Genomic DNA, 25,999 nt, shown 5'->3' with positions numbered 1-25,999 from the left:
CCCTTATTGTTGTAGATTTCAGGGATTTATTGAGCGAACAGCGCGGCGAAGTCCTTGAACCCTTTCACCTCGATGGGGTTGCCGCTGGGGTCAAGAAAAAACATCGTGCGTTGCTCGCCTGGCTCGCCAGCGAATCGGATCACTGGCGGAATCTCGAAACATGTACCCAGGTGGGTAAGGCGTTCGGCAAGCGTCAGCCATTCCTCAAGCGGTAACACCACGCCGAGATGCGGCATCAGGACACGATGCTCACCGACCAGCCCGGTACGTGTGGTGGGAAACGGCGTGCCCAAGTGCAGTGAAAGCTGGTTCCCGAAAAAATCGAAGTCGATCCAGGTCTCGCTGCTACGGCCTTCCGTGCAGCCCAAAACATCTCGATAAAAAATGCGCGCCTGATTTAGGTCATAAACATGATATGCAGCGTGGAAAGGTCTGTTCATGGGGGGCATCTCTGTGTGGGAGAACCCTCAAATTAAACAGGTCGTGTACCCGGGTAAAACGGGTTCGCCTTGGTCTGAGCGAAAGGAAAACTTATGGATGTTCGATTCCTGAGAAGTCTGGTCGCCGTCATTGAAACCGGCTCCATTGCTGCGGCCGCGCGACGTGAAAACCGTACCGCAGCGGCGATCAGCCAACGGGTCAAGACGCTTGAGCGAACACTGGGGTGCACGCTGCTTATGCGCACTGCGCATGCCGCATGGCCCTCAGACCAGTGCCTGCTGTTGCTGCCAAAAATTCATGCGGTCATTGAACAGGCGCGCGAGTTGCAGGAGGACCTGAGCCAAGATGGCTTATCGGGAGAGATCAAGATCGGTGCCATTTCGACGGCATTGACCGGGGTCTTGCCGGGGGCGATTGAGCGACTGGCGCTTTCGGCACCAGGGCTGAGACTGAAGATCACACCGGGTGACTCCAGAAGCCTCTATGAGAGATTGCTGGCCCAGGAGCTGGACGCGGCGATTCTTGTCAGGCCACCCTTTCAGCCACCCAAGGCTTTGGCGACGACCTTGTTGCGGGCTGAACCTCTGATACTGATTGCCCCCGCTGGGTTTGGCACGCAAACGTTAGAAGCATTGCTGCGCGAGCGGCCATTCATCCGCTATGACGCTCGTTCGTGGGGTGGGCAGATTGCCCAGCGTTTTCTCGATGAACAGTCCTTTGATCCGCAGGTGTTGTGTGAGCTGGATGCCTTGGAAACCATCGTCATACTGGTCGCCCAAGGCATGGGTGTATCACTGGTGCCGCAGTGGGCAGGGATGTCTCGCAATGGCCTGTGTGTCTTGCCGGTCGACGACGCGCCGCGCTATGCGCGGGATCTGGTCGTCATGCATAGCTCGACGCCGCGGCGCCCACTGGCGATGCGGCACTTGCTTGAACACCTGGGCAATCGCAGTGCGCCCTTAGGCAAACGTGTGATGTAGCGACGTAATTGCTCACAGCTTCACTGAGGCTCGGCTATGCGCTTTACGACTCGGCCAATGGTCAAGCCCTGCACCAGGATCGACGACAGCACCACGATGTAGGTGATGCTCAGCAGCAGATCGCGCTCCGGACCCAGTGGCAGGGCCAGCGCCAGTGCCACTGAAACCCCGCCGCGCAAACCGCCCCAGGTCAGGATACGGATGGTGCCGCGCGGCACCGTGCGCCAGCGGCGCAGCAACAGGATCGCCGGGGCCACGGTCAGCAGGCGAGACAGCAGGATCGCCACCGCCAGCAAACTGGCCGCGAACACGTGCAGCCAGTTGAACGGCAACAGCAGCAGCTCCATGCCGATCAGCGCAAAGAGCAGCGCGTTGAGCATGTCATCGAGCAGTTCCCAGAAGCCGTCCAGGTAGCGCCGGGTCATGTCGTTCATCGCCAGCTTGCGCCCCAGGTTGCCGATGATCAGCCCCGCCACCACCATCGCGATCGGTGCGGAGACGTGCAGTTCGGTGGCCATCGCCGAGCCGCCGATCACAAGGGCGAGGGTCAGCATCACTTCGATCTGGTGCTGTTCGATGCTCTTGATCATCAGGTACACCAAGTAGCCGATCAGCCCGCCGAAGACCACGCCGCCAATTGCCTCATGGGCGAACAGCATGGCCGTGGCGCCCACGGTCGGCGTCTCGCCCAACTGCGCGATACCCAGCAATACGGTAAACACCACCACCGCCGTGCCGTCGTTGAACAGGCTCTCGCCCACAATCGTGGTCTTCAGCGGTTTCGACGCATTGGCGGTTCGCAGCACGCCCAGCACCGCAATGGGGTCGGTGGGCGAGATCAGTGCGCCGAACAGCAGGCAGTAAAGGAAGCTCACGTGCCAGCCAAACAGGGCGAAGATGTAATAGGCCAGGCTGCCGATCACCACGGTGGCGATCAACACGCCGAAGGTTGCCAGCAGGCCGATGGGCCAGCGGTAGCTGCGCAGGTCGTTCAAGTTGACGTGCAAGGCGCCCGCGAACAGCAGGAATGACAGCATCCAGTTCATCAGCAGGTCGCCGAAGTCGATCTGGCCGATCAGTTGCTGGATGCGTTCCTCCAGGCCTGGGTAGCCGAGCAGGCTCAGGCCTTGCAGGATCAGGGAAAACAGCAGGGCCGTGACCATGACACCGATGGTGGGCGGCAAGCCGATAAAACGGAAGTTCACGTAGGTGAGCAGGGTGGTGAGGCAAATGAAGGCGGCGACAAGTTCAAGCATCCGGGGTCCTTGGACGGTGGGTGGTGGAGTGTTAGTGGGGGGATGGACCGCAGTGGCGGCTTGAGGTTGCAAGGTCTTGGGCGAAAGTGCGGTAGAACCTTTCGGTGTCGCGCGGCTCATAGCGGTTAGGTGCGATATTAGGTTTTTAGTGCTAGAACTCTAATCGCTTTATAAAACTACAAAAGGAATGAGTGATGACGGCTGCTTTCTGGTGTGTGTTGATCGCGATTTTTCTGCCTTACCTGTGTACGGGGGTGGCCAAGTTCAGTGGCGGCAAGTTCGGGCTACGACAGAACCACGACCCGCGTGCTTTCCTGGATACACTCGACGGGTTTGCCAAGCGGGCCCACAGTGCGCAGCTCAACAGCTTTGAAGTGACGCCAGCGTTTGCGGCGGCGGTGATTATCGCCCATTTGGCCGGCACGGCCGAACTGGTGACCATCAATGTGCTGGCCGTGCTGTTTATCACCAGCCGCCTGCTGTACATCATTTGCTACCTGGCCGACTGGGCGATCTTGCGCTCGCTGGTGTGGGCGGTGGGCATGGCGTTGATTGCGAGTTTCTTCTTCGTCTCGATCTGACCCGATTTATGTAGGAGCGAGCTTGCTCGCGAAGAATGAACAGACGACGCGGGCTGCCAGAAAGCGCTGCGTTATCGTTGACGTTTTTCGCGAGCAAGCTCGCTCCTACGGGGTGTTTTCGGCGAGTGTCAGGTTCCGGTAGGTGCATCCGGCACCTGCGGCAATGCCGCGCCCTTGGGCCACAGCATCCAGATCTGCCCTTGCTGCTTCATGTTTCCCGCCAACTCTCCGGCAGCATCACCCGTGCCCCAGAACAAATCCGCGCGCACTTCACCGGTGATTGCACCGCCGGTGTCCTGCGCGGCGACGGGGCGTGCCAATGGCGAGCCGTCGGGCTTGGTAGTCGACAGCCACAACAGGCTGCCCAGCGGAATCACCTTGCGATCCACCGCCACGCTGTAACCGGCCGTCAACGGCACATTCAGCGAACCGCGTGGACCTTCATTACTGTCGGGGCGTGCGCTGAAAAACACGTAGCTGGGGTTGCTCGCCAGCAGTTCCGGGATGCGCTCCGGGTGCGCCTTGGCCCAAGCGCTGATGGCGCCCATGGTCACGTCTTCTTTCTTCAACTCGCCTTGCTCCACCAGCCAACGGCCGATAGGGCGATAGGGGTAGCCGTTCTGGTCGCCGTAACCGACGCGCAGCTGGCGCCCGTCCTTGAGTTGAATGCGGCCCGAGCCCTGGATCTGCAGAAATTGCAGGTCCATCGGGTTGGTCAGCCAGGCAATCGGCTTGGCGGTGGAGCCTTGGCCGTTGATCGCGCTGGCATCGTCATAGGGCTTGAGCACGCGGCCTTCGAGGCGGCCGCGTAGGCGCTTGCCCTTGAGTTCCGGGTAGATGCTTTCCAGATTGACGATGATCAGGTCATCCGGCACGCCATACACGGGCACATGAGCGGCGGCGGTCTTGGTCAGGCTACCGGGGTATACCGGTTCGTAGTAGCCGGTGATCAAGCCGTTGGGGGTGTTATCAGCCGAACGCAGGCCGAACACATCCAGGCGCTCTTTGAGAAACCCGCGCACCGCTACGGCATCGCCGGGCACGCTGGCTGCTGCGGCACAGGTCGCGCCCCATACCGGGTCTGCCTTGAGGCGTTGACAGGCGCTGCGCCAGGATTCAAAACCGGCCAGCAAGTCGGAGTCGGACACGCTCGGCAAAGCCTCCCAAGGGGCATTCACGTAGGTGGCCACGGCGTGGGGTTTAACAGTTTCATCTTTGCCGGCGTCTTTACCCGCGTCACAGCCTGCCAGCAGTGCAATTATCGGCAGAGCCCACGCCAGGCGGCGGCTCCAGTGTTTCAATGTGAAATTCATGCAAACAGTTCCTGAAGCGATTGCCTGCGCCGCAGCGCCTGTGGGCAATCCTTATTATTAATAGGGCTATTGGTCTTTACGGGCGGGGCGAGGATACTGGCCGCCGTTTCCCGTGACCCTGAGCCACCATGACTTTTAAAAAAATTACACTTGTGCTGTTGGCCTGCCTGACGCTGTCCGCCTGCGGCGGTGTCGACCCGAATTCGCCCCTGGGCCAGCGTAAGGCGATCTTCAAGCAGATGCTCAAGACCGGCGAAGACCTGGGCGGCATGCTGCGTGGGCGCATCCCCTTCGATGGCGCGAAATTCGCCGAAGGCGCGGTCAAGCTCGATGCGCTGTCCCATGAACCGTGGAAACACTTTCCGAGCGTACGCGAAGAGGATCACACCAGTGCCAAGGACGACGTGTGGCAAAAGCAGGCGCAGTTTCAGCAACTGGCTCGCGACCTGGAAGCGGCCACCGGTGAGTTGGTGATCGCCAGCCAGGTGCAGCCCTACAAGGCCAGCAACCTTACGCCTGCCGTACAGAAAGTCGAAGATGCCTGCAGTGCCTGCCATAAACAATTTCGGGATCACTGACCGGTTTTACTGGTCGAGTTCTTCCACGGCGTCCTGCAGTTCCTTGCGTGACTCGGCGAGTTTGTCCTTACGCTTGTTGATCTTGTCCGCGTCGCCTTTTTTCATCGCCTTGTCGAGGTCGGCCTGACGGCGGCTGACCTCGTGCTTGGCGTCGAGTACCTTGTTTTCGCGCTCCTTCCTCAAGGAGGCATCCGTGCAGTTGGCGGTGACTTCGCTCAGGGCTTTTTCCAGGCCGGCTTGCTGGTCGCTGTTGCCGTGGGCCTTGGCCTGTTCGATCTGGGTGCTGATGGCCTGGCGTTTGGCGGCACAGCCGGTGAGTGGGGTGGCTTCTTCGGCGGCCAGCAGTGGCGTGGCCATGAAGCTTGCGACGGTCAACAGGGCGAAAGGGGCGAGGAATTTCATGTGGAGCTCCAGGTGCGCAAATAGCAGGGTGAATTCTGCTGTGATTCAAAGGTGGCTGGGTTGGGTTCAAAAACCGTCTATTCCGGCCACGCGTAATGTTTCAGCCAGGGTCTGTACGTGTGGGTCGCGAAAAAAAGCGCTCAGTTGCGCCGCGCGGCCCGGGCCGATGCCATCAATGGCCAGCCAGGCCTGGGTGTCTCTGGCGACCAGCGTCTGCCAGTCGCCTTCCAGGTTGTTACGTGCCGCAGGCGGTACACCCAAGGCCTTGAGCCATTGTGCAAAGGGGCGTTGCCGAGCGCTGTGAAGGCTGTGGAGCAGCCGCGTGCGGCTGCGCTCACCGAAGCCATCAATGTTAGCAAGCTCTGCCGCATCCAGGGTTAACCAATCGAGAAAGCCTGCGATTAGACCGGCCTGGATCAATATGTTCCACGTCTCGCGGCCTATGTGCGGCAATGCCAGGCCCTGGTTGCCGCTCAGCCAGGTAAGGCGTGCGAGCAGCTGTTCTTCGCAGCCGGGGTCCAGCTGCCAGCAACTCAACGCGTGAAAGTCCCGAGGATCGGGCACTGGCAGCTCGACCCTGGTGGTATTGCGCAGGATCACTTGGTCCAGCCGAGGGATCACTTGGCCCGCCAGGCTCACGGACACTTGGTCGCCCGGGCGAATATCCAAGGCCTGCCAGCGCTTCAAGGAGCCAGCGTTGACCCGGCTGATCCGGCGGTCGTCCAGGCGCACAGGCTCCAGTTCCAGAATGGGGGTGATGCGTCCGGTGCGGCCGATCTTGAACTGCACCTGGCGCACCAGAGCCAGGGCTTTGGAGGCGGGGTACTTCCAGGCGACCGCCCAATAAGGCGCGCTGACCTGCCAGCGCTCGGCAGGTGCGCGTAATGCCTGGTGCAGCACCACCCCGTCGCTGGCGAAGGGCAGTGGGTGGTTGTACCAATAAGTGCGCCAGTGCCCGGCTTCGGCGATGTTCTGGACTGGCTGGCTATAGCGCTGGCTGTCGGTGAACCCCCAGCGTGCCAGGGTGGCCAGGCGTTCGGCAAAGGCAGCGGGGCCGTTCGGCCAGGCCCAGACAAACAGGCCGATGCCGGCGGCGTCGGTGTCGCTCAACTGCCGGCGGTTCATCATTCCAGCCACCTTGCTGCGCGTGTTGAGCCCGCCACGAGCCGATTGCACATGCTCGTCAAGGCGCCAGTAGAGCTCGCCTTGCAGCACCAGATCGATGGGTTCCGGCAGTTGCTGGACAATGGCGGGGATTTTGCGCGCGGAGGCTGACCAGTCCTGGCCGAGTGCGCCATCGCCTCGGCTGATCAACTGCTTCAACTGGCCCTGGCGATACACCAGGGTCACCGCCACGCCGTCGACCTTGGGTTGAATCCACACGTCTTGTCGTGTGTTCAGCCAGGCGCCGACGGCTTGTTCATCCAGCAGTTTTTTCAGGCCTGTATGGGCGACCGGATGCGGCAAGGTGCCCCGGGCGCTGGCCAGTGGGTTGTCAGGTTGGGTGGTGGCTTGTGAGAAACACTGGCGCCAGTGGGCCAGACGCTGGCGGGCCTGGTCGTAGAGTTCATCGCTGACGGCGGATTGGCCGAGGCGGTGGTAACTGTCGTCCCACAGGCGGATTTGTTCGGCCAGGGTGTCGACCTGGGTCCGGGCCTCATCGGGGCAGTTTTCAGCCCAGGCCGAAAAGGGTAGGGCGCTGAGTAGAAGAGCAATCAATAAACGCATCATGAGCATCCTTGCTCGAAAGGGGCGCCCAGCCTAAATGATCCCTTCACCCACAAAAAAGCCCCGACGATGCGGGGCTTTTTACCAGGTGTTTCGGCTTACTTGAACAGACCGCCCAGTGCTTTCACGGCATCAGGCTTATCAGCCTTGGCTTCCTGGGTTTGCTGCTTGGCGTCGGCTTTGGCTTGGGCTTCAGAGAGTTTGTCACAACCTTTGTTGATCTGGTCTTGCGCCGCTTTGAAGGCCTTCACTTTCAAGCTGTCGTTGCTGGCTTCGGCCGCATCGATCTTGGTTTGCAGGTCTGCGGATTGCTTTTGGCAGTCGCCAGCGTTGCTGACACCCAACTGGGAGCCCAGGGCGCCGCTCAGTGCGCTCAGGTCGGCGGCGTGGGCCGACAGGGCGAACAGGCTGATCAAAAGGGCGGCAGGGGCGAGCGGGGAGATGCGCATGAAAAACCTCAATGTTCGATTGCCTGCGCACTTATGAATCCCGGGCTGGCGCAGGGCAATATCCAAATAAGGTAGAGGCCCGAGAGGGCGCGGATTCTAGAGGGCCATTATTTCGCCTGCAAGCATTGGATCCAAAAAATGTGAAGAGAGTCCCGCAATAAAAAAGCCCCGCCGGGCAAACCCGGCGAGGCTTTATGTACCGTGGGCGATTACAGGCCGGCGGCAGTGCGCAGGTCGTTGGCGCGGTCGGTTTTTTCCCAGGTGAAGGTGGTGAAGGTGTCGTCACCGACGGTCTTCTGCGCAGGGGTACGACCGAAGTGGCCGTAGGCTGCGGTTTCCTGGTACATCGGGTGCAGCAGGTCGAGCATGGTGGTGATCGCGTAAGGGCGCAGGTCGAAGATCTCGCGCACCAGCTTGACGATCTTGTCATCGCTGATCTTGCCGGTGCCGAAGGTATTCAGCGAGATCGACGTAGGCTGGGCCACGCCGATGGCGTAGGACACCTGAATCTCGCAACGCTCGGCGAGGCCGGCAGCTACGATGTTCTTGGCCACGTAGCGACCGGCATAAGCGGCCGAACGGTCAACCTTGGATGGGTCTTTACCGGAGAACGCGCCACCGCCGTGACGGGCCATGCCGCCGTAGCTGTCGACGATGATCTTGCGACCGGTCAGGCCGCAGTCACCTACCGGGCCGCCAATGATGAACTGGCCGGTGGGATTGATGTGGAACTGGGTGTCCTTGCTCAGCAGTTCGGCCGGCAGCACGTGCTTGACGATCAGCTCCATTACGCCTTCGCGCAGGTCGGCGTAGGAAACGTCCGGGTTGTGCTGGGTCGACAGTACAACGGCGTCGATACCGACCACTTTTCCGCCTTCGTAGCGGCAGGTCACCTGGGACTTGGCATCCGGGCGCAGCCAAGGCAGCAGGCCGGATTTACGCGCTTCGGCCTGACGCTGCACCAGCTGGTGCGAGAAGGTGATCGGTGCCGGCATCAGCACCTCGGTTTCGTTGCTGGCGTAGCCGAACATCAGGCCTTGGTCGCCGGCGCCCTGGTCTTCCGGCTTGGCACGGTCGACGCCCTGGTTGATGTCGGGCGACTGCTTGCCAATGATGTTCATCACGCCGCAGGTCGCACCGTCGAAACCGACGTCGGAGCTGTTGTAGCCGATGTCGGTGATCACGTCACGAACGATCTGCTCCAGGTCAACCCAAGCGGTAGTGGTCACTTCGCCAGCGATGATCGCTACACCGGTTTTCACCAGGGTCTCGCACGCCACACGGGCGAACTTGTCTTCAGCGATGATGGCGTCCAGCACCGCATCAGAAATCTGGTCGGCGATTTTGTCCGGATGCCCTTCAGACACGGACTCGGAGGTGAAAAGGGAGTATTCGCTCATCTCGATGTTTTCCTGATATTTACCGATGGTGAGTGTCGCCAGTCGGTCGCTGAAAGTGGCGGACCTGGATCTGGAAACCATTACGTAAACCTACATAGAGGCTTTCCCCGGGAACGAGTCCCGCAGCGGTGGCCCAACGGGCCAGATCGTCCTGTTCAAAACCCAACCAGAGATCACCGCAGGCCTCCCTGGCCCAATTCTGGTTGTGGCTGCATAAATCCGTAACCAACAGGCTACCGCCGGGTTGCAGCAACCCGGCCATTTGCTTTAAAGCGTCGGCGGGGGCTGCGAAATGGTGCAAGACCATGTTCAGCACCACGCAATCGGCCTTGATCGTTGTGCTGCTCAGAGCATCAGCCAACTGCAGGCTGACATTGCCCAACGCCTCGCGCTCACAGAGCTGGCGCGCCAGTTCGAGCATCGCCGGGCTGTTGTCCAGCGCCGTGACTTGCTGAAAGCGGCGCGCCAGTTCCGGCAGGAAGCCGCCATCCCCAGGCCCAACTTCCAGTGCCGTGGCCCCTTCACTGAAGCTCAGCTTGTCCAGCAGCGCCAGTACGCTGTCGCGGTATTGGGTCAGGCCTGCGATCAGGTCCTGTTGGGCGCGAAATTTGTCGGCAACCCGTGCGAAAAAGTCCTGGCTCGCGGCGGCCCGTTGCCCGTGGACCTGGCCGATGCGTGACTGCACGTCATTTGGCAGGCTCAGGCTGTCCACTTCCTCAAGTAAGGCGGCGTGCAGCTTGCCGCCGAGCAGGTCGGTGTGGGGCAGGGCGCGGCGGTAGAAAATCGCATTGCCTTCGCGGCGGGTGGCGACCAGGTCGGCCTGGGACAGCACCTTCAGATGGTGGCTCATGCCGGACTGGCCGATGGCGAAGATCTGTGCCAGTTCCAGCACGCCGAATGAATCGTTGGTCAGTGCGCGCAGTACGTTCAGACGCAATGGGTCGCCAGCGGCCTTGCACAAGGCTGCCAGGTCTTCGCCGTCGTCAGGACGCAGGGTGGGCACGGGTAGGTTCATAAGACCAGCAGTCTAGTGACGGGTGGGTATCCTCGCAAGGCCAATATCAAAAAGTTTTGATATTGGTCGATAAGTGGCGGTTATAAGCAGCCGCTATAACCTTTAGACGAAGCGGTTAAAGGTTTCTGCAAGCGATTGCCGCCCAAAGCACAGGAAAAACACCTGCAAGTGACTATCTGTCATTGCCCGCAGGCGGTGGCTGAGGGAAAATGCCGGTCCTTTTTTCCGTTTCTTTTAATCATTCACTCTTCAAAATCCTCAGGAGAACAGCGATGCCCAGCCGTCGTGAGCGTGCCAACGCCATTCGTGCCCTCAGCATGGATGCCGTGCAAAAAGCCAACAGCGGCCATCCCGGTGCCCCGATGGGCATGGCGGATATCGCCGAGGTACTTTGGCGTGATTACCTGAAACACAACCCGAGCAACCCGTCGTTCGCCGATCGTGACCGCTTCGTGCTGTCCAACGGCCACGGCTCGATGCTGATCTACTCGCTGCTGCACCTGACCGGCTACGACGTCACCATTGATGACCTCAAGAGCTTCCGCCAGCTGCACAGCCGCACTCCGGGTCACCCTGAATTCGGCTACACCCCAGGCGTGGAGACCACCACCGGCCCCCTGGGCCAAGGCCTGGCCAACGCCGTAGGTTTCGCGCTGGCAGAAAAAGTCCTGGGCGCGCAATTCAACCGCCCTGGCCACGACATCGTCGATCACCACACCTACGTGTTCCTGGGTGATGGCTGCATGATGGAAGGCATTTCCCACGAAGTTGCTTCCCTGGCCGGCACCCTGGGCCTGGGCAAGCTGATCGCCTTCTACGATGACAACGGTATCTCCATCGACGGCGAAGTCGAAGGCTGGTTCACCGACGACACCCCTAAGCGTTTCGAAGCCTACAACTGGCAGGTAATCCGCAATGTCGACGGCCACGATCCGGAAGAAATCAAGACCGCCATCGACACCGCCCGCAAGAGCGCGCAGCCGACCCTGATCTGCTGCAAGACCACCATCGGCTTCGGCTCGCCGAACAAGCAAGGTAAAGAAGACTGCCACGGCGCCCCACTGGGTGACGCGGAAATCGCCCTGACCCGCGAAGCGCTGAAGTGGAACCACGGCCCGTTCGAAATCCCGGCCGACATCTACGCCGAATGGGATGCCAAGGAAAAAGGCCTGGCCACCGAAGCCGAGTGGGACCAGCGCTTCGCTGCCTACTCCGCTGAGTTCCCTGAATTGGCCAATGAGCTGGTGCGCCGCCTGGCCGGTGATCTGCCTGCCGACTTCTCGGAAAAAGCCTCGGCCTACATCGCCGAAGTCGCGGCCAAGGGCGAGACCATCGCCAGCCGTAAAGCCAGCCAGAACACCCTGAACGCCTTTGGCCCGCTGCTGCCTGAGTTCCTCGGCGGTTCGGCTGACCTGGCCGGTTCCAACCTGACCCTGTGGAAGGGCTGCAAAGGTGTCTCGGCCGAAGACGCCAGCGGCAACTACATGTACTACGGCGTGCGCGAATTCGGCATGAGCGCCATCATGAACGGCGTGTCCCTGCACGGCGGCCTGGTGCCTTACGGCGCGACGTTCCTGATGTTCATGGAGTACGCACGTAATGCCGTGCGTATGGCCGCGCTGATGAAGAAGCGTGTGATCCATGTGTACACCCACGACTCCATCGGCCTCGGCGAAGACGGCCCGACGCACCAGCCGGTCGAGCAACTGACCAGCCTGCGTACCACGCCGAACCTGGATTGCTGGCGCCCAGCCGACGCGGTGGAATCCGCGGTGGCCTGGAAGCATGCGATCGAGCGCAAGGACGGTCCTTCGGCGCTGATCTTCTCCCGTCAGAACCTGCAACACCAGGTGCGTACCGACGCGCAGATCGCCGACATCAGCCGTGGCGGCTACGTGCTCAAGGACTGCATCGGCGAGCCGGAGCTGATCCTGATCTCCACCGGTTCCGAAGTGGGCCTGACCGTTCAGGCGTACGACAAGCTGACTGCCCAAGGCCGTAACGTGCGCGTTGTGTCCATGCCGTGCACCAGCGTGTTCGAAGTCCAGGACGCCGGCTACAAGCAATCGGTGCTGCCGTTGCAGGTCAGCGCGCGTATCGCCATCGAAGCGGCTCACGCCGACTACTGGTACAAGTACGTGGGCCTGGAAGGCCGCGTGATCGGCATGACCACCTACGGTGAGTCGGCGCCGGCGCCAGCGTTGTTCGAAGAGTTCGGTTTCACCCTGGAAAACATCCTGGGTCAGGCTGAAGAGCTGCTGGAAGACTAAGTCAGTCTGCGTTGTCTGTACTGGCGCTATCGCGGGCAAGCCCGCTCCCACATTTGGATCTCGGTCTACTGTGGGAGCGGGCTTGCCCGCGATGGCGATACTGCATTCAACACCGAACTAACCTTGATCGAGAACCCCATGCCCCAACCGCGTCCCTACAAAGTTGCACTCAACGGCTACGGCCGCATTGGTCGTTGCGTCTTGCGTGCTCTGTTCGAGCGAGGGGCGGCAGCCGGGTTTGAAATTGTCGCGATCAACGATCTGGCCGACATGGCCAGCATCGAATACCTGACACGCTTTGACTCCACCCACGGCCGTTTCCCCGGCGAAGTGCGGGTCGAAGGCGATTGTCTGCATATCAACGGCGACTGCGTGAAAGTATTGCGCAGTGCCACCCCCGAGGGCATCGACTGGGCGGCGCTCGGCGTCGACCTGGTGTTGGAATGCTCCGGTGCCTACAACACCCGTGCCGATGGCCAGCGTTTCCTCGACGCCGGCGCTCCGCGTGTGCTGTTTTCCCAGCCGATGGCCAGCGAGGCGGATGTCGACGCCACCATCGTCTTCGGCATCAACCAGGATTGCCTGACCGGCAATGAGCTGCTGGTGTCCAACGCCTCCTGCACCACCAATTGCAGCGTGCCGCTGTTGCGCCTGCTGGATCAGGCGATCGGCCTGGACTACGTGTCGATCACCACCATCCACTCGGCAATGAATGACCAACCGGTGATCGACGCCTATCACCATGAAGACCTGCGCCGCACACGCTCGGCGTTCCAGTCGGTGATTCCGGTGTCCACAGGCCTCGCCCGCGGCATTGAACGCCTGCTGCCGGAACTTGCCGGGCGAATCCAGGCCAAAGCCGTACGGGTGCCGACGGTGAACGTGTCCTGCCTGGACATCACCATGCAAACCGTCAGCGACACCGATGCCGTGGAGGTCAACCGGATCCTGCGCGACGCCGCCACCAGCGGCCCGCTCAAAGGCTTGCTGGCCTACACCGAGTTGCCCCACGCCAGCTGTGATTTCAACCATGACCCGCATTCGGCAATTGTCGATGCCAGCCAGACCCGCGTTTCCGGCCCGAGGCTGGTGAACATCCTGGCCTGGTTCGACAACGAATGGGGCTTTGCCAACCGAATGCTCGACGTTGCGGAACATTATCTGCATATCGCCTCTAAACAACCTCAACAGTAATTCAGGAACTGCCACCCATGACCGTGTTGAAGATGACCGACCTCGATCTGCAAGGTAAGCGCGTACTGATCCGCGAAGACCTCAACGTCCCCGTCAAGGACGGTGTTGTCACCAGCGATGCGCGAATCCTGGCCTCGCTGCCGACCATCAAGCTGGCCCTGGAAAAAGGCGCGGCCGTGATGGTCTGCTCCCACCTGGGTCGCCCGACCGAAGGTGAGTTCTCCGCCGAAAACAGCCTCAAGCCGGTAGCCGACTACCTGAGCAAGGCCCTGGGCCGTGACGTGCCGTTGGTGGCTGACTACCTGGACGGCGTTGACGTTAAGCCTGGCGACATCGTGCTGTTTGAAAACGTGCGCTTCAACAAAGGCGAGAAAAAGAACAGCGACGAACTGGCCCAGCAATACGCCGCCCTGTGCGACGTGTTTGTGATGGACGCTTTCGGCACTGCCCACCGCGCCGAGGGTTCGACCCACGGCGTGGCCAAGTTCGCCAAGGTGGCGGCTGCCGGCCCATTGCTGGCGGCTGAACTGGATGCACTGGGCAAAGCCCTGGGCGCTCCGGCCCAACCGATGGCTGCCATCGTTGCCGGCTCCAAGGTGTCCACCAAGTTGGACGTGCTCAACAGCCTGAGCCAGATCTGCAACCAGTTGATCGTCGGCGGCGGCATTGCCAACACCTTCCTGGCTGCAGCAGGCCACCCGGTGGGCAAGTCCCTGTACGAGCCGGACCTGCTCGATACCGCCCGCGCCATTGCCGCCAAGGTCAGCGTGCCGCTGCCGGTGGACGTGGTGGTGGCCAAGGAATTCGCTGAAACAGCCGAGGCCACCGTCAAGCTCATCGCCGACGTGGCCGCCGACGACATGATCCTCGACATCGGCCCGCAAACCGCAGCCAACTTCGCAGAACTACTGAAAGCCTCCCAGACCATCCTGTGGAATGGCCCGGTCGGCGTGTTCGAGTTCGACCAGTTCGGCAACGGCACCAAAGTGTTGGCGAAGGCCATCGCAGAAAGCTCGGCATTCTCCATCGCCGGTGGCGGCGACACCCTGGCGGCCATCGATAAATATGGCGTCGCTGACCAGATCTCCTACATTTCCACCGGTGGCGGCGCATTCCTCGAATTCGTCGAAGGCAAAGTCCTGCCGGCCGTTGAAGTGCTGGAAACCCGAGCCAAAGGCTAAGGCTCGTGATCCGGAAAAGGAGCATTCCCATGATCAAGTCGTTGGCAATGGTGATCGCAGCGGGCCTGTTGGCCGGCTGCGGCAGCACGCCAAGCGCAGCCCCGCCGGCAGGGAAACCTGCCTCGGAGCAGAAAAAAGCCTGCTACCAGGCTGACTGGCAAGCCGAAACCATGCCGGTGATTAACAAGCGTATCGGCAACGAACGGCTGGAGAGATATGACTCTGCGCCCAACGGTCAGGAACAGGGTTGCCCTTGACGGGTCAGATCAACTAACCGACGGCATCGGCGGCCTTTGGCCCCGCTGCGAGGATTGGCTATGAAAGGCGTTTTCGCCCTGGCAGCCCTGGCCCTATTGGCCGGTTGCAGCAGCATGAACATGTTCAACAAGGCAGAGCCGGAAGGTAAGTGGACCACCTGGACCTGCGACAGCAAGGCCGAGGTCAACTGGCGCTTCGCCAACCAGGCCCGCAGTGAGGTGGATGTACGCCTCGGCGGTTCCGACCAGGTTTATCGTCTCAAACAGGATGTGGCGGCTTCGGGCGTGCTGTACAGCAACGACCAGTTGGCGTTTCACACAAAAGGTGAGGAAGGCCTGGTTTACTGGGTTGCCACCGACGATTTGATCGGGCGCGGCTGCAAGGCCCAGTAAATAGAACGCGGCCTCACCATCGATGAGACCAAAATGTGTGGGAGGGGGCTTGCCCCCGATAGCGGTGGATCAGCCAACAGAGTCATCACTGACAGGCTGTCATCGGGGGCAAGCCCCCCTCCCACATCAGCAATAACGATTCAGCACGCCAGGCATGCAAAGCCTGACCTGCAATAACTTGAATAGCAGCCGCCGCTACGGCAGGCTTGCACGATTAACGACCCTCGACCGGGAGAGACAACACAATGGCACTTATCAGCATGCGTCAAATGCTGGACCACGCAGCCGAGTTCGGCTACGGCGTCCCAGCCTTTAACGTCAACAACCTTGAGCAGATGCGCGCCATCATGGAAGCCGCTGACAAGACCGACTCCCCAGTGATCGTCCAGGCTTCGGCCGGTGCGCGCAAATACGCCGGTGCTCCTTTCCTGCGTCACCTGATCCTCGCTGCGATCGAAGAATTCCCACATATCCCGGTGTGCATGCACCAGGACCACGGCACCAGCCCTGACGTGTGCCAGCGCTCCATTCAACTGGGTTTCAGCTCGGTAATGATGGACGGCTCCCTCGGTGAAGACGGCAAGACCCCGACCGACTACGAGTACAACGTGCGCGTAACCCAACAAACCGTGGCCATGGCCCATGCCTGCGGCGTTTCGGTTGAAGGCGAACTGGGTTGCCTGGGTTCCCTGGAAACCGGCATGGCCGGTGAAGAAGACGGCATCGGCGCCGAAGGCGTGCTGGATCACAGTCAGATGCTGACCGACCCGGAAGAAGCTGCCGACTTCGTCAAGAAGACCCAAGTGGACGCCCTGGCAATCGCCATCGGCACCAGCCACGGCGCCTACAAGTTCACCAAGCCACCGACCGGCGACGTACTGGCTATCGACCGCATCAAGGAAATCCACAAGCGCATCCCTAACACCCACCTGGTGATGCACGGCTCTTCCTCGGTACCGCAAGAATGGCTGGCGATCATCAACCAGTACGGCGGCGACATCAAAGAAACCTACGGCGTACCGGTTGAAGAAATCGTCGAAGGCATCAAGTACGGCGTGCGCAAGGTCAACATCGACACCGACCTGCGCCTGGCGTCCACCGGCGCGATGCGTCGCCTGATGGCCACCAACCCGAGCGAGTTCGACCCACGTAAATTCTTCGGCGCAACCGTGACCGCGATGCGTGACGTATGTATCGCACGTTATGAAGCCTTCGGTACTGCGGGCAATGCTTCGAAGATCAAGCCGGTTTCGTTGGAAGCGATGTACCAGCGGTATTTGAAGGGTGAGTTGAACGCTAAGGTCAACTAAGCCTAACGCGTTAATTGAGAAGCCCGCAGCGATGCGGGCTTTTTTGTGGGCAGGATTTTTATTGAGTTAATTTAAATGTTATACCCAACTAGCTGTGGGTCTGCTTGTGAGGCTCAAGGGGCGTAGACAGGTTTTCGGTAGTAAAGGAAATAAACCGCAGTTGAAATTGAAGCGGTGAAAAAAGCAGCGCAGGCTGCCATAACAAAAGGTGTTGCTCGATCACCAGCAGTTATTAACGCCGTTCCTAAAATCGGTCCGATGATAACGCAGAGGATTTGGACACTTCTAAAGGATGTAGATACCCTTCCAATATTTTCAGAAGGGCACAATTGTTGAAGAATTATGCTTGAAGAAATTATTAATAGCTCATAGCCAAATCCGTTGATAAACCAAACTACGGGATAAAGAAATTGCCTGCCGGGTATTTGTAAATGTGTGAGTGTTGCAGTTACCAATAATGCAATCGAAAAAATAATTAAGGCGTATGTTCGGATTACCACCTCATCGACAGTCTTAAGTTTAAATTTTACCAACAGTGCCGCCCCTACGGCGCCCGCAGCGGTTGCAGAAATGATCATTGAAAAAACAACGGGCGGCAAACCTTCATGCGCTAAAAAGGAAGCGAGATGCGGGTCGTAAACTCCCAGGGCTAATGAGGTCAGTAAAGAATATAAAAAGCCAACGCGGAGTTGGAAGGGAAGTAGTTTAAATATAGAAAAACCTCTTAATATATCCCGATATAACGAAATAACCTTCGAAGGTGCGCATTCAAGTTTCGGTTGGATTGCTGCGCAGAGAGACACCAGAATTGGAAGGCTAAAAAATACCGAGGCCGCCGATAGGAAGAAAATATTATTAGGTAACAATATCACGGTTAGCAAACCTGCCAGTAAAGGAGCAAGAATTTTCGAAGATTGATCTAACAAGCTCACAGAACTAAAGAAAGACTTGCGTTCGTCGGTGCTGATCAACTGCTGTACCGCAACGGTGATTGAGGGAAAGTAAATAAGGTTTGAAATGCTCTTTAAAACAAGCAGCCCTAAAAACACATTAAAGTTTGGCGAAAATGCGAGGCCAATAGTGGAAGCTATACGGAGCATCGCCCCCACAAGCAATGTTTTTCTAACGTCCTGTCGATCTATGAGCGTTCCTACTACGGGACCAAGAAATAGCATAGGCGCGCCTAAACAAAAGGCCAGCATCGCTATTGATGAGGGCGAGGCCTGCCACCTATAGACGGGTACAGTAAATACTAGAAAGATATCCAGCCATAATGACAGACTGGATAGTGCTTGCACGCAAATGAGTTTATGTGGGTTTTTCATTATTGTGGCCTACACTCTTTAAAAAAAGACTATTCTCAAACACGAATCCATCAAGTCTGTGCTCATTCGCAAAACGGTGGAGGTCACTTAGTTTATTTATAAAGCCACGGCCATTAAAATTCAGTGAGGTGTTGCAGAGTACACCTACTCCTGACACGTCCCGACACGCGTTTAGTAACTCATGCATTCTAGGATTCTGAAAGTTATTAACTGACTGAGGACGAGCGGAGTTATCAATATGCGTCACAGCCGGTATGGCGTTTGATACCACAGTGCGGAATTCCAGCATATAGGGCGACGGGTGAACGGGGTAAAAATAATCGGCAAGGCATTCTTCCAAGCATACCGGTGCGATAGGTCGAAACCCTTCTCTATTTTTAATAGCGTTTAATTTCGCAAGATTTTCTCTAGGATACGGTGCCGCTAATATCGAACGGTTGCCGAGTGCTCTCGGGCCCATCTCATACCGGCCTTGTACCCAGCCCAATATGTAACCAGCATTAAGCAATTCTGCTACGCGCCGTGGATAATAGGGCTCTTTAACAAAGTAATCAGTGCCTTCGAGGTCGTCATGTGAGAGCTCCCCCGCATAGGGCGACCACGTGACCTTGGCAAGCCCTCTGGTGTATAACATCGCATCAATGGCTGTGCCTATAGCGGAACCGCTGTCGTTTGTGCACGGGGGAATAAACACATCAGAGAAAAGCCGTGTTTCTATCCACTTTGAATTCCAGTCGCAATTTAATCCACACCCTCCGACAATTAATAAGGGGGCATCATCAACAACTATAGTTTTTGCAAAATCGTGAAAAATTTTAAATATCGCGTTTGAAAAATGGTAGGCAAGTGATGCGAAACGGGGCGCGTCAAGTCCCATGTTGAAATAAGCGCTACTTTGAAACTGGTGTTTATTTATTTTTCTGAAGTCTGAGTTTTTATTGAGCAACGTAGCGATAATGGCTTTGCCTTCTTCATCGAGTTGGCCATTTTTTCCATAGGCAGCCAGCGCCATGAGCTTCCCCGCATCGCTCAAGCGAATTTGGCCCGCTCCTAAATTAAACGTTGGGTCAGCCAGCCCATATAAAAATGCAAATCTATCCCCGGGGTCGTCAATTACTCGACCTAAGTGTGTGATATTTACATCTTTATCAATTCGATAAAATGCGCCGAAGTGGCCTTCCCGTGTAGGTAGGAACAGTAACCATCTTGATGGTGAAATGAGGGTTGGTGTAGGCGTCATTCGATTGATTTTTGAGGGTCGGCTCTATAAATACGCGTTTCATATATAGTTCCTTTTAGTGTCGCTCCGCACAATTGCGATGCCATTGAACCGTAAGGAGGTAATTTTGCTTGTCAATAATTTTTATGTGCTCTCGTGGCGTTATGCGCGTGATTAATCGCTTATGATTGTCGGATATTTCTTAGTTAATTTTCCTACTCTGTGCTTGCTATTTGATCTGTAGAGTAGTTCATTCATGAAACATATTGTTTAGTTGCATGGCATAAAAAATTGTAAGAAGCCAGTATCTATCCAGCCCTCTCAGACGAATGCGTGAGGAAACTGTTTTCAATTGAATACTTGATGGTCTTGAAATGTCCGTTCAATACAGCATTTCAATACCTTTGTTTGCAACAAGTCTTGTATGAGTGACATTCAAGGTTATTTTTTGCGGCCGTAAAGGGATCAGCTCTGAGGTGGTGTATCAAAACCCCGGTGCTCAATCACCCGGAACAAATCACTGACGTCCTGCACCAGAATACGTGCGGGGTTAGCCAGGTTGTTCAGGTCGCGCTCGGCGAAGTCCGGCAGGCTGGAGCAGGCGATCAGGTTGAGGTGCTCGAGGGCCGCGTTCAGGCGTTCGCGCAGGCAGGCGTGGAGGTCGAGCAGCGGGGCGTCGCTGTCGATCAGGAGTACGGGGTAATCGGTGGCGGTTTTGGTGCAGGGGGTGAAGCGACGGGGTGGTAGTGGGGCGTTCATGGCAAATCCTTAACTCAAGAAAAGAATGACCACCGTTTGCTGCGAAACAAATTGGGTGGCAGCGGTGCGCGGGTTCGCAGACCGAGGAGTTAAGACCCGGCAGACCCGAAGGTCTCCCACACACAGCCACCATAAAATATACGCTGGGCGCAAAAGCGCTCGTCGTTTAGCGGTATGGCGGAGTGTCAGTCGCGGGAAATAGTGGCTGACACTCCGCCATCGCGGGTAAGCCAGGCTCCTACAGGGTTCGTGGCTGTTCAAGAGGGGGGAATAGTCTCTGACGCCATCAGACAATCCCTGCTCGAAATGAGGCCAGTCCCTTCACTCGTGATCAATATCCAACTTCGCAAACGTCACCTTTGCGCCTTCCTTGCTGTCCCCGCTGTTGTCCTGCACATAAGCGCCCGCCTTGAAGTACAGCGGCTTGGCCGCCCACGCTGCACCGATGCGTTCGTTCCACTCACTGTCGGCGGCGTACACGCTGAGCAGCCCGGCTTTGTTGAGGTTGATCACGTAGGTAAAGCTTTTCTCCAGCGGCACATTGGACGCGACGATGATCACGCGGCTTTCATTTTCATCCGGGCGCATGCGCACCTTGGCGACGATGTTGCCGGTCTGGGTCTTTTCCTTGAACTGGTATTCGAGCTTGATCAGCGGCTTCTGGCTGTCATAGGCATGGATCTGGCCGATGACGATCTTGCCGCTGGAGGGCACCTGGTTGACCGCGAGGGTGGCGCGCAGGAAGTTATCGGCTTCGGGGTAGGTCCAGTTGCGCAGGCGGCCGTCGGCGTAGGTTTCGCGCAGTTCGCTGCGTGGGTACACGGCGTTTTCGGTGCGGGTGCCGGTGACCGGTGTCCAGAATTGCACGTTGCTGCCTTCGGCCTGGAAGTATTGGTCGTTGAAACCGCTCATCAGTTTTGGGGTATCGATGGTGGCGGGCGGGGAGCCGACCGGAATGCTCAGGTTCCAGGTGGAGAGGTCGATCATGGCGTTGGCCTTTTACAGGGGGTGAAGGCTTTGGCCCGGGGGCCTGACAGGTTCTTTATAGGCGGTGGTCGGCCAGTTGTTAAACATTTACTGGCAATTTATTGGCGCCAAAGGAATGCCAAAAAGCCATGTTTCCCGTGAAACGTGGGCTGTAGAGGTTGACCGTTAGTCGGCTGACTGAACTTTGGCGCAATGATGGCATCCACGTCACTTCTGATTTTCAGGAACCGGGGCTAGAGTGAGGCCTCAATGTTTGTCCGGGTTTTCTCTCAGAAGTGACCGGAGTAGACCTAAGGAAGAGACCTAGCATGGAATGCGCTCCACCTCATGGCGATGGCAGTTCGGTTCTTCTGGTGGTCGATGACTACCCTGAAAATCTGATCAGCATGTGTGCGCTTCTACAACGCGATGATTGGCTGGTGGTGACCGCTGCGTCCGGGGTGGAAGCCCTGGAGTTGCTGCTGCAGCATGATGTCGACCTGGTGCTGCTGGATGTGATGATGCCCGGCATGGACGGCTTCGAAGTTGCCCGCTTGATGCGCGGCAGTCACCGCACGCGCATGACCCCGATCATCTTTCTAAGCGCCAACGCCCAATCGCCCGCCGCCGTGCTGGAAGGCTACGCCAGCGGCGCCATCGACTACCTGTTCAAACCCTTCGACCCGCACATTCTCAAGCCTAAGGTCCAGGCGTTGCTGGAGCACCAGCGCAACCGTCGGGCCTTGCAGCGCCTGAGCCATGACCTGGAGTCCGCCCGGGCGTTCAATGCGTCGGTGTTGGATAACGCCGCCGAGGGCATCCTGGTGGTGAGTGAAGAGGGCGTGATCGAATACGCCAACCCGGCGATTTCGCGCCTGCTCAATGCCACGATCCAGGAACTGCAAGGCCAGGACTTCCTGAGGTTCCTGCAAAAACCCCATGTGCCCGTCTGGCTGGAGTCGCAGATGTTCGCCGGCTATCGCCGGGGTGAAACCTGGCGCCTGCACGATGCGCTCCTGCGTACCGGCCGTGGCCAGCAAGTGCCGGTGGCGTTGTCCTGCGCGCCGCTGCCGGCTGAGCAGAAGGCCATGGTGGTGACGGTGCTGGATATGTCCGAAGTGCGCCACCTGCACCAGCAGCTGGAGTTCCAGGCCGTGACCGACCCGCTGACGGGGCTGCTGAACCGGCGCGGTTTTTACCAGGCGGTGGAAAACACGTTATTGCGCAGCGAGCGGACAGAGCAGGCCCTGGTGCTGCTGTACCTGGACCTTGACGGCTTCAAACGGGTCAACGATTCCCTGGGCCATGATGCCGGCGACCGGGTTCTGCGCTGGGTCTCGGAGCAATTGCAGGGCTGTCTGCGTTCCTACGACATTCTCGGCCGCATGGGCGGCGACGAATTCACTGCGTTGCTGGAGCTTGAGTTCCCGGAGCAGGCGGCAAAAATTTCGGAAAAACTGATCGAGCGAGTTTCTGCGTGCCAGCAGGTCGATGGTTTGGATGTCATGCTCGGCGTCAGTATCGGCATCGCCACCTTCCCGGACTGTGGCTCGGATTTGAATGGGTTGTTGCGTGCGGCCGACATCGCCATGTACGAAGCCAAACGCGCAGGCCGTCAGCAGTATCGCTATTACGACCAGGAAATGAACGGGCGCGCCCGCTCGCGGCTGATGCTCGAAGACAGCGTGCGCACGGCGATTCAGAACAAGGATTTCACCTTGGTCTATCAACCTCAGGTCTCGCTGGTGGATGGCCGCCTGCGCGGCGTTGAGGTGTTGTTGCGCTGGCAACACCCCAGCGTCGGCGATGTGCCGCCGGGGCTTTTTTTGCCGTTGCTGGAAGAGGCGCGGCTGATCAGCCAACTGAGCGCCTGGATTTACCAGCAGGTTGCGGCCCAGCGCCAGGCCTGGCAGGCGACGTTCGACGATGAATTGGTGCTGAGCGTGAGCCTGAGCAGCAGCCAATTCAATACGCCTAACCTGGCCAATCAGTTGCAGCAGGTGTTGGAGCGACATGGGCTGCAGGGGCGTCAGCTGGAGGTGGAAATCAGCGAGGACTGCCTGATGAGTAACCTGGAAGAGGCCGCCAAGCAGCTCAAGTTGCTGCGCCGTATCGGGGTGCGTATCGCCCTGGATGACTTCGGTTCGGGGCAGTGTTCCCTGGCGCATTTGCGCGACCTGGCGTTCGACACGCTCAAGCTTGATCCGCAATTGGTTGCGCGGCTGCCGGGCTCGGTGCGGGATGCGGCGATGGCGCGCAGCATTATCGAGCTGTGCGGGCATTTTGAGGTGGTCGTGGTGGCCGAGGGTGTAGAAACCCAGGAGCAGGCCCAGTGGCTCAAGGCCCAGGGTTGCCCGTTTATCCAGGGGCCGTGGGCGGCGCAGCCGTTGATAGCCGAAGAAGTGCTCGACTGGTCGCGCGCTCGCGTGCGCTGAATTCGCTACACTGGCGCCATTCGAATCCTGTTGCAGACCCCAATGACCGCGCTGAAATACCTCCAGGCCTACCCCGCAGCCCTCCAGGAGCAAGTACGCCAACTGATCGCCAAGGACCAGTTGGGCGCCTATCTGGAGCAGCGTTACCCCGACCGCCATGGGGTGCAGAGCGACAAAGCCCTGTACGCCTATGCCCAGGCCTTGAAGCAGGAACACCTGCGCAACGCGCCGGCCATCGACAAAGTGCTGTTCGATAACCGCCTGGACCTGACCCACCGCGCCCTGGGCCTGCACACCACAATTTCACGGGTGCAGGGCGGCAACCTCAAATCCAAGAAAGAGATCCGCATTGCCTCGCTGTTCAAAGAGGCCGCACCGCAATTCCTGCGCATGATCGTGGTTCACGAGCTGGCGCACTTCAAGGAATCGGACCACAACAAAGCGTTCTACAAACTCTGCGACTACATGATGCCCGGCTACCACCAGGTGGAATTTGACCTGCGGGTGTACCTCACGTATCGCGACCTGCAGGGCAAACCCTGACCGCACAAGGCGACTGACCATGGATGTGAGCAAGACCAAAAGCAGCTTCTACCGCCGCCTGTACGTGGCGTACCTGATCGACAGTGGGCTGGCCAGCAGCGTCCCGGCATTGACCGACGTCACCGGCATGCCCCGGCGCACCGCGCAGGACACGATTGCGGCGCTGGCCGACTTGGATATCGTGTGTGAGTTCGAGCAGGAAGAGGGGGCCCGCAACCATGCCGGGCACTATCGGATTCGCGACTGGGGCGCGATTGATCGGGGGTGGATCGAGGGGAATCTCAGTCAGATCAAGCGGGTTCTGGATTACCCCTGAGTTCAGCGGTGGCTGGGCCGACGCTATCGGGAGCAAGCCCCCTCCCACAGTTTGAACGGTGAATACATTCAAAATGTGGGAGGGGGCTTACCCCCGATGGCAGCCTCAAGCGCGCCGCATCCCGATATGTGGAATGTCATCCTCCAGGTATTCCTCACCCGCCACCACAAACCCATACCGCCCGTAATACCCCTGCAAATGTGCCTGGGCTGACAGGAAGATCGGCGTCTCGGGCCAGATATCCTCAATCTGCCTGAGGGTTTCTTCCATCATCTGGTGCCCCAGCCCGGTGCCCCGTGCAACCGGCGCAACGATCACCCGGCCGATCACCACGTCGCCGCCCTGGGACTCCGGGTCCAGCAGGCGCAGGTAGGCCACCAGTTCGTCGTCTTTCCAAGCCATCAGGTGGTGGGTATCGCCCGCCAGGTCTTGCCCGTCGATGTCCTGGTAGACGCACTTCTGTTCGACAACGAAGACCTCGCCGCGCAAACGCAAAATGGCGTACAGCTGCTCCTTGCCCAGGTCAGTGTGATGCTTGCAGACCCAATCGACTGTCATGGTGTGTTCTCACGTAAATGTCTGTTCTGGATAGTAAGCGCGACGGGCAGCGGTGTCTAAATCAACTATTTTTGTGAATGAAATCAATTTGCCATCATTGAGTGCTCTCGACGTCCGTTTCTTTGTGTAATCTGAGCTAATGTTAGAACCTCAGGCACTGCCTGAGCTAAGGCCACCGCCTGCCCCCCAAGGACGTTGAGCATGCCGCGATTGTCTCGTGCCGTTGCTTTGATTGGAGTGTTTTTGCTGGCGATGCCTGTGTACGCACAGCGTTTGCGCCTGGTCGCGGATGCCTGGCCACCCTTTACCGATTCCACCTTGATCAATGGTGGGTTGGCGACCGACATTGTCACCACGGCCTTGGCCCGCGCGGGTTACGCCAGTGACTTCGAACAGGTGCCCTGGGCGCGGGCGCTGATGGGCGTGGGCGACGGGCGTTATGACGTGCTGGTCAACGCCTGGTACGACGAGGCGCGTACGCATTTGGGGCAGTTCTCCGGTGAATACCTGCTCAATCGCGTGCGTTTCATCAAGCGCCGTGACGATCCCATTGAATTTCAGAACCTGGAACAGTTGCACGACTATCCCATTGCCGTGGTGCGCGGTTATGCCTATTCGGCGGCGTTCGATGGGGATGTGCAGTTGCAGAAAGTGCCGGTGCATAACTTCGCCATGGCGGTGCGCATGCTGGCGGCGCAGCGGGTGCGGCTGACGGTGGAGGATGAGTATGTGGCGCGCTATTACCTGTCGCGGGAATCGGCGCGGGTGCGCAATTCGGTGGAATTCTTACCCACGCCGCTGAGCGAAAACAGCCTGCATATTCTGGTCAGCCTGAAGCACCCTGAGCATGCGCAGATCGTTGCCGGTTTTGACCGCGAGATTGCCAGGATGAAGGCCGATGGCAGTTATGCGCGGTTGATGAAGGCCCATGGCATGTAATGCCTGTGGGCCTCATCGGGAGCAAGCCCCCTCCCACAGTTTTGATTTGTGAACACAGTCAACATGTGGGAGGGGGCTTGCCCCGGTACAAACCGGGGACATCGTTTACATTTCTAACCGGGGACATGGTTTACAGGCTAATACGCATGATCAGGAGGTAACTGATCATGCCCTGGAACCAAGAGTCCCCC

26 protein-coding genes are annotated in these 25,999 nt (G+C 58.6%); 13 read left to right on the top strand and 13 right to left on the bottom strand.

Translation table 11 applies throughout. The features are described from left to right. Nucleotides 1-26: 26 nt before the first annotated feature. Complete coding sequence (locus HCF10_RS27025; RefSeq protein ID WP_131697466.1) at nucleotides 27-440, bottom strand: VOC family protein; 414 nt, start codon at nucleotides 438-440, stop codon at nucleotides 27-29. Nucleotides 441-533: 93 nt separating this feature from the next. On the opposite strand from HCF10_RS27025, the gene HCF10_RS27020 reads away from it, so the two are divergent. Then, nucleotides 534-1,421: a LysR family transcriptional regulator gene (locus HCF10_RS27020; protein WP_131697465.1), complete on the top strand. Its 888-nt coding sequence runs from the start codon at nucleotides 534-536 to the stop codon at nucleotides 1,419-1,421. 20 nt (nucleotides 1,422-1,441) lie between these two features. On the opposite strand, the gene HCF10_RS27015 is transcribed toward HCF10_RS27020, so the two are convergent. Further along, on the bottom strand, nucleotides 1,442-2,677 hold the full coding sequence (locus HCF10_RS27015) for a cation:proton antiporter (RefSeq protein ID WP_131697464.1): 1,236 nt from the start codon (nucleotides 2,675-2,677) through the stop codon (nucleotides 1,442-1,444). A gap of 194 nt (nucleotides 2,678-2,871) precedes the next feature. Here HCF10_RS27015 and HCF10_RS27010 point away from each other — a divergent pair, with 194 nt between their 5' ends. Then, nucleotides 2,872-3,258 carry an MAPEG family protein gene (locus HCF10_RS27010; protein ID WP_167656776.1) on the top strand — a complete coding sequence of 129 codons (387 nt, stop codon included), beginning with the start codon at nucleotides 2,872-2,874 and terminating at the stop codon, nucleotides 3,256-3,258. Between the two features lie 128 nt (nucleotides 3,259-3,386). Here HCF10_RS27010 and mltA read toward each other — a convergent pair whose 3' ends face one another. After that, on the bottom strand, nucleotides 3,387-4,571 hold the full coding sequence (gene mltA / locus HCF10_RS27005; RefSeq protein ID WP_145336883.1) for a murein transglycosylase A: 1,185 nt from the start codon (nucleotides 4,569-4,571) through the stop codon (nucleotides 3,387-3,389). 128 nt (nucleotides 4,572-4,699) lie between these two features. Between mltA and HCF10_RS27000 the strand changes: the two genes are divergently transcribed. Then, complete coding sequence (locus HCF10_RS27000) at nucleotides 4,700-5,149, top strand: c-type cytochrome (protein WP_131697461.1); 450 nt, start codon at nucleotides 4,700-4,702, stop codon at nucleotides 5,147-5,149. A 6-nt stretch (nucleotides 5,150-5,155) separates the two neighbouring features. On the opposite strand, the gene HCF10_RS26995 is transcribed toward HCF10_RS27000, so the two are convergent. The 5 genes from HCF10_RS26995 to HCF10_RS26975 form a co-directional block, all read right to left on the bottom strand. Next, nucleotides 5,156-5,551 carry a DUF1090 domain-containing protein gene (locus HCF10_RS26995; protein ID WP_131697460.1) on the bottom strand — a complete coding sequence of 132 codons (396 nt, stop codon included), beginning with the start codon at nucleotides 5,549-5,551 and terminating at the stop codon, nucleotides 5,156-5,158. 66 nt (nucleotides 5,552-5,617) lie between these two features. Next, on the bottom strand, nucleotides 5,618-7,282 hold the full coding sequence (ligB, locus tag HCF10_RS26990) for an NAD-dependent DNA ligase LigB (RefSeq protein ID WP_167656775.1): 1,665 nt from the start codon (nucleotides 7,280-7,282) through the stop codon (nucleotides 5,618-5,620). Nucleotides 7,283-7,377: 95 nt separating this feature from the next. Next, nucleotides 7,378-7,728: a DUF1090 family protein gene (locus HCF10_RS26985; protein WP_131697458.1), complete on the bottom strand. Its 351-nt coding sequence runs from the start codon at nucleotides 7,726-7,728 to the stop codon at nucleotides 7,378-7,380. 209 nt (nucleotides 7,729-7,937) lie between these two features. Continuing rightward, nucleotides 7,938-9,128 carry a methionine adenosyltransferase gene (gene metK, locus HCF10_RS26980; RefSeq protein WP_053128075.1) on the bottom strand — a complete coding sequence of 397 codons (1,191 nt, stop codon included), beginning with the start codon at nucleotides 9,126-9,128 and terminating at the stop codon, nucleotides 7,938-7,940. A gap of 19 nt (nucleotides 9,129-9,147) precedes the next feature. Next, nucleotides 9,148-10,143: an ArsR/SmtB family transcription factor gene (locus HCF10_RS26975; protein WP_131697456.1), complete on the bottom strand. Its 996-nt coding sequence runs from the start codon at nucleotides 10,141-10,143 to the stop codon at nucleotides 9,148-9,150. A 272-nt stretch (nucleotides 10,144-10,415) separates the two neighbouring features. Here HCF10_RS26975 and tkt point away from each other — a divergent pair, with 272 nt between their 5' ends. From tkt to fba, 6 genes are all read left to right on the top strand, one after another. Beyond that, complete coding sequence (gene tkt, locus HCF10_RS26970) at nucleotides 10,416-12,413, top strand: transketolase (RefSeq protein WP_167656774.1); 1,998 nt, start codon at nucleotides 10,416-10,418, stop codon at nucleotides 12,411-12,413. Nucleotides 12,414-12,551: 138 nt separating this feature from the next. Further along, a complete protein-coding gene (epd, locus tag HCF10_RS26965; RefSeq protein WP_131697455.1) occupies nucleotides 12,552-13,607 on the top strand; it encodes an erythrose-4-phosphate dehydrogenase in 1,056 nt (351 codons plus the stop codon). Nucleotides 13,608-13,624: 17 nt separating this feature from the next. After that, on the top strand, nucleotides 13,625-14,788 hold the full coding sequence (locus tag HCF10_RS26960; RefSeq protein ID WP_053128082.1) for a phosphoglycerate kinase: 1,164 nt from the start codon (nucleotides 13,625-13,627) through the stop codon (nucleotides 14,786-14,788). A 29-nt stretch (nucleotides 14,789-14,817) separates the two neighbouring features. Then, entirely contained in the window at nucleotides 14,818-15,045 is a 228-nt protein-coding gene (locus HCF10_RS26955) for a hypothetical protein (RefSeq protein WP_167656773.1), read from the top strand. A 60-nt stretch (nucleotides 15,046-15,105) separates the two neighbouring features. Beyond that, the gene (locus HCF10_RS26950) at nucleotides 15,106-15,438 is read left to right on the top strand and encodes an MliC family protein (RefSeq protein WP_027606036.1); all 333 of its coding nucleotides are present in this window, start codon (nucleotides 15,106-15,108) and stop codon (nucleotides 15,436-15,438) included. A gap of 245 nt (nucleotides 15,439-15,683) precedes the next feature. After that, a complete protein-coding gene (fba, locus tag HCF10_RS26945; RefSeq protein ID WP_053128086.1) occupies nucleotides 15,684-16,748 on the top strand; it encodes a class II fructose-bisphosphate aldolase in 1,065 nt (354 codons plus the stop codon). Nucleotides 16,749-16,861: 113 nt separating this feature from the next. Here the strand turns inward: fba and HCF10_RS26940 are convergent, their stop codons facing one another. The 4 genes from HCF10_RS26940 to HCF10_RS26925 form a co-directional block, all read right to left on the bottom strand. Beyond that, nucleotides 16,862-18,073, bottom strand: a complete 1,212-nt coding sequence (locus tag HCF10_RS26940) for an MFS transporter (RefSeq protein ID WP_167656772.1) — start codon at nucleotides 18,071-18,073, stop codon at nucleotides 16,862-16,864. Continuing rightward, on the bottom strand, nucleotides 18,057-19,313 hold the full coding sequence (locus HCF10_RS26935; RefSeq protein WP_167656771.1) for a carbamoyltransferase C-terminal domain-containing protein: 1,257 nt from the start codon (nucleotides 19,311-19,313) through the stop codon (nucleotides 18,057-18,059). The genes HCF10_RS26940 and HCF10_RS26935 overlap by 17 nt, the downstream gene beginning before the upstream one ends. A 444-nt stretch (nucleotides 19,314-19,757) precedes the next feature. Beyond that, on the bottom strand, nucleotides 19,758-20,051 hold the full coding sequence (locus HCF10_RS26930; RefSeq protein ID WP_145336878.1) for a fructose-bisphosphate aldolase: 294 nt from the start codon (nucleotides 20,049-20,051) through the stop codon (nucleotides 19,758-19,760). A gap of 321 nt (nucleotides 20,052-20,372) precedes the next feature. After that, complete coding sequence (locus HCF10_RS26925) at nucleotides 20,373-21,038, bottom strand: polysaccharide lyase family 7 protein (protein WP_131699044.1); 666 nt, start codon at nucleotides 21,036-21,038, stop codon at nucleotides 20,373-20,375. 308 nt (nucleotides 21,039-21,346) lie between these two features. Here HCF10_RS26925 and HCF10_RS26920 point away from each other — a divergent pair, with 308 nt between their 5' ends. Genes HCF10_RS26920 through HCF10_RS26910 form a run of 3 tightly spaced genes read left to right on the top strand, consistent with a single transcriptional unit; the run spans nucleotide 21,347 to nucleotide 24,311 of the window. After that, nucleotides 21,347-23,452, top strand: a complete 2,106-nt coding sequence (locus HCF10_RS26920) for a putative bifunctional diguanylate cyclase/phosphodiesterase (protein ID WP_131699045.1) — start codon at nucleotides 21,347-21,349, stop codon at nucleotides 23,450-23,452. 42 nt (nucleotides 23,453-23,494) lie between these two features. Next, entirely contained in the window at nucleotides 23,495-23,995 is a 501-nt protein-coding gene (locus HCF10_RS26915) for a M48 metallopeptidase family protein (RefSeq protein ID WP_027606033.1), read from the top strand. A gap of 19 nt (nucleotides 23,996-24,014) precedes the next feature. After that, nucleotides 24,015-24,311: a winged helix-turn-helix domain-containing protein gene (locus HCF10_RS26910; protein ID WP_167656770.1), complete on the top strand. Its 297-nt coding sequence runs from the start codon at nucleotides 24,015-24,017 to the stop codon at nucleotides 24,309-24,311. Between the two features lie 105 nt (nucleotides 24,312-24,416). Here HCF10_RS26910 and HCF10_RS26905 read toward each other — a convergent pair whose 3' ends face one another. Then, entirely contained in the window at nucleotides 24,417-24,869 is a 453-nt protein-coding gene (locus HCF10_RS26905) for a GNAT family N-acetyltransferase (RefSeq protein ID WP_167656769.1), read from the bottom strand. Nucleotides 24,870-25,070: 201 nt separating this feature from the next. On the opposite strand from HCF10_RS26905, the gene HCF10_RS26900 reads away from it, so the two are divergent. After that, nucleotides 25,071-25,808 carry a substrate-binding periplasmic protein gene (locus HCF10_RS26900; RefSeq protein WP_131699048.1) on the top strand — a complete coding sequence of 246 codons (738 nt, stop codon included), beginning with the start codon at nucleotides 25,071-25,073 and terminating at the stop codon, nucleotides 25,806-25,808. Nucleotides 25,809-25,999 lie beyond the last annotated feature (191 nt).

It is taken from the genome of Pseudomonas sp. B14(2022) (assembly GCF_012030485.1).
Lineage (GTDB): Bacteria > Pseudomonadota > Gammaproteobacteria > Pseudomonadales > Pseudomonadaceae > Aquipseudomonas.
This window is presented reverse-complemented; position numbering and strand designations above follow the sequence as displayed.

Coding starts and splice junctions, on each gene's coding strand:
- HCF10_RS27020 (WP_131697465.1), top strand. CDS start 534: ATGGATGTTCGATTCCTGAGAAGTCTGGTCGCCGTCATTGAAACCGGC.
- HCF10_RS26985 (WP_131697458.1), bottom strand. CDS start 7,728: ATGCGCATCTCCCCGCTCGCCCCTGCCGCCCTTTTGATCAGCCTGTTC.
- HCF10_RS26930 (WP_145336878.1), bottom strand. CDS start 20,051: ATGAACGCCCCACTACCACCCCGTCGCTTCACCCCCTGCACCAAAACC.
- HCF10_RS26910 (WP_167656770.1), top strand. CDS start 24,015: ATGGATGTGAGCAAGACCAAAAGCAGCTTCTACCGCCGCCTGTACGTG.
- HCF10_RS26975 (WP_131697456.1), bottom strand. CDS start 10,143: ATGAACCTACCCGTGCCCACCCTGCGTCCTGACGACGGCGAAGACCTG.
- fba (WP_053128086.1), top strand. CDS start 15,684: ATGGCACTTATCAGCATGCGTCAAATGCTGGACCACGCAGCCGAGTTC.
- HCF10_RS26995 (WP_131697460.1), bottom strand. CDS start 5,551: ATGAAATTCCTCGCCCCTTTCGCCCTGTTGACCGTCGCAAGCTTCATG.
- HCF10_RS26950 (WP_027606036.1), top strand. CDS start 15,106: ATGAAAGGCGTTTTCGCCCTGGCAGCCCTGGCCCTATTGGCCGGTTGC.
- HCF10_RS26960 (WP_053128082.1), top strand. CDS start 13,625: ATGACCGTGTTGAAGATGACCGACCTCGATCTGCAAGGTAAGCGCGTA.
- mltA (WP_145336883.1), bottom strand. CDS start 4,571: ATGAATTTCACATTGAAACACTGGAGCCGCCGCCTGGCGTGGGCTCTG.
- HCF10_RS26915 (WP_027606033.1), top strand. CDS start 23,495: ATGACCGCGCTGAAATACCTCCAGGCCTACCCCGCAGCCCTCCAGGAG.
- HCF10_RS26900 (WP_131699048.1), top strand. CDS start 25,071: ATGCCGCGATTGTCTCGTGCCGTTGCTTTGATTGGAGTGTTTTTGCTG.
- HCF10_RS26920 (WP_131699045.1), top strand. CDS start 21,347: ATGGAATGCGCTCCACCTCATGGCGATGGCAGTTCGGTTCTTCTGGTG.
- HCF10_RS27015 (WP_131697464.1), bottom strand. CDS start 2,677: ATGCTTGAACTTGTCGCCGCCTTCATTTGCCTCACCACCCTGCTCACC.
- ligB (WP_167656775.1), bottom strand. CDS start 7,282: ATGATGCGTTTATTGATTGCTCTTCTACTCAGCGCCCTACCCTTTTCG.
- epd (WP_131697455.1), top strand. CDS start 12,552: ATGCCCCAACCGCGTCCCTACAAAGTTGCACTCAACGGCTACGGCCGC.
- HCF10_RS27000 (WP_131697461.1), top strand. CDS start 4,700: ATGACTTTTAAAAAAATTACACTTGTGCTGTTGGCCTGCCTGACGCTG.
- HCF10_RS26940 (WP_167656772.1), bottom strand. CDS start 18,073: ATGAAAAACCCACATAAACTCATTTGCGTGCAAGCACTATCCAGTCTG.
- HCF10_RS26955 (WP_167656773.1), top strand. CDS start 14,818: ATGATCAAGTCGTTGGCAATGGTGATCGCAGCGGGCCTGTTGGCCGGC.
- HCF10_RS26905 (WP_167656769.1), bottom strand. CDS start 24,869: ATGACAGTCGATTGGGTCTGCAAGCATCACACTGACCTGGGCAAGGAG.
- tkt (WP_167656774.1), top strand. CDS start 10,416: ATGCCCAGCCGTCGTGAGCGTGCCAACGCCATTCGTGCCCTCAGCATG.
- HCF10_RS27010 (WP_167656776.1), top strand. CDS start 2,872: ATGACGGCTGCTTTCTGGTGTGTGTTGATCGCGATTTTTCTGCCTTAC.
- HCF10_RS26935 (WP_167656771.1), bottom strand. CDS start 19,313: ATGACGCCTACACCAACCCTCATTTCACCATCAAGATGGTTACTGTTC.
- metK (WP_053128075.1), bottom strand. CDS start 9,128: ATGAGCGAATACTCCCTTTTCACCTCCGAGTCCGTGTCTGAAGGGCAT.
- HCF10_RS27025 (WP_131697466.1), bottom strand. CDS start 440: ATGAACAGACCTTTCCACGCTGCATATCATGTTTATGACCTAAATCAG.
- HCF10_RS26925 (WP_131699044.1), bottom strand. CDS start 21,038: ATGATCGACCTCTCCACCTGGAACCTGAGCATTCCGGTCGGCTCCCCG.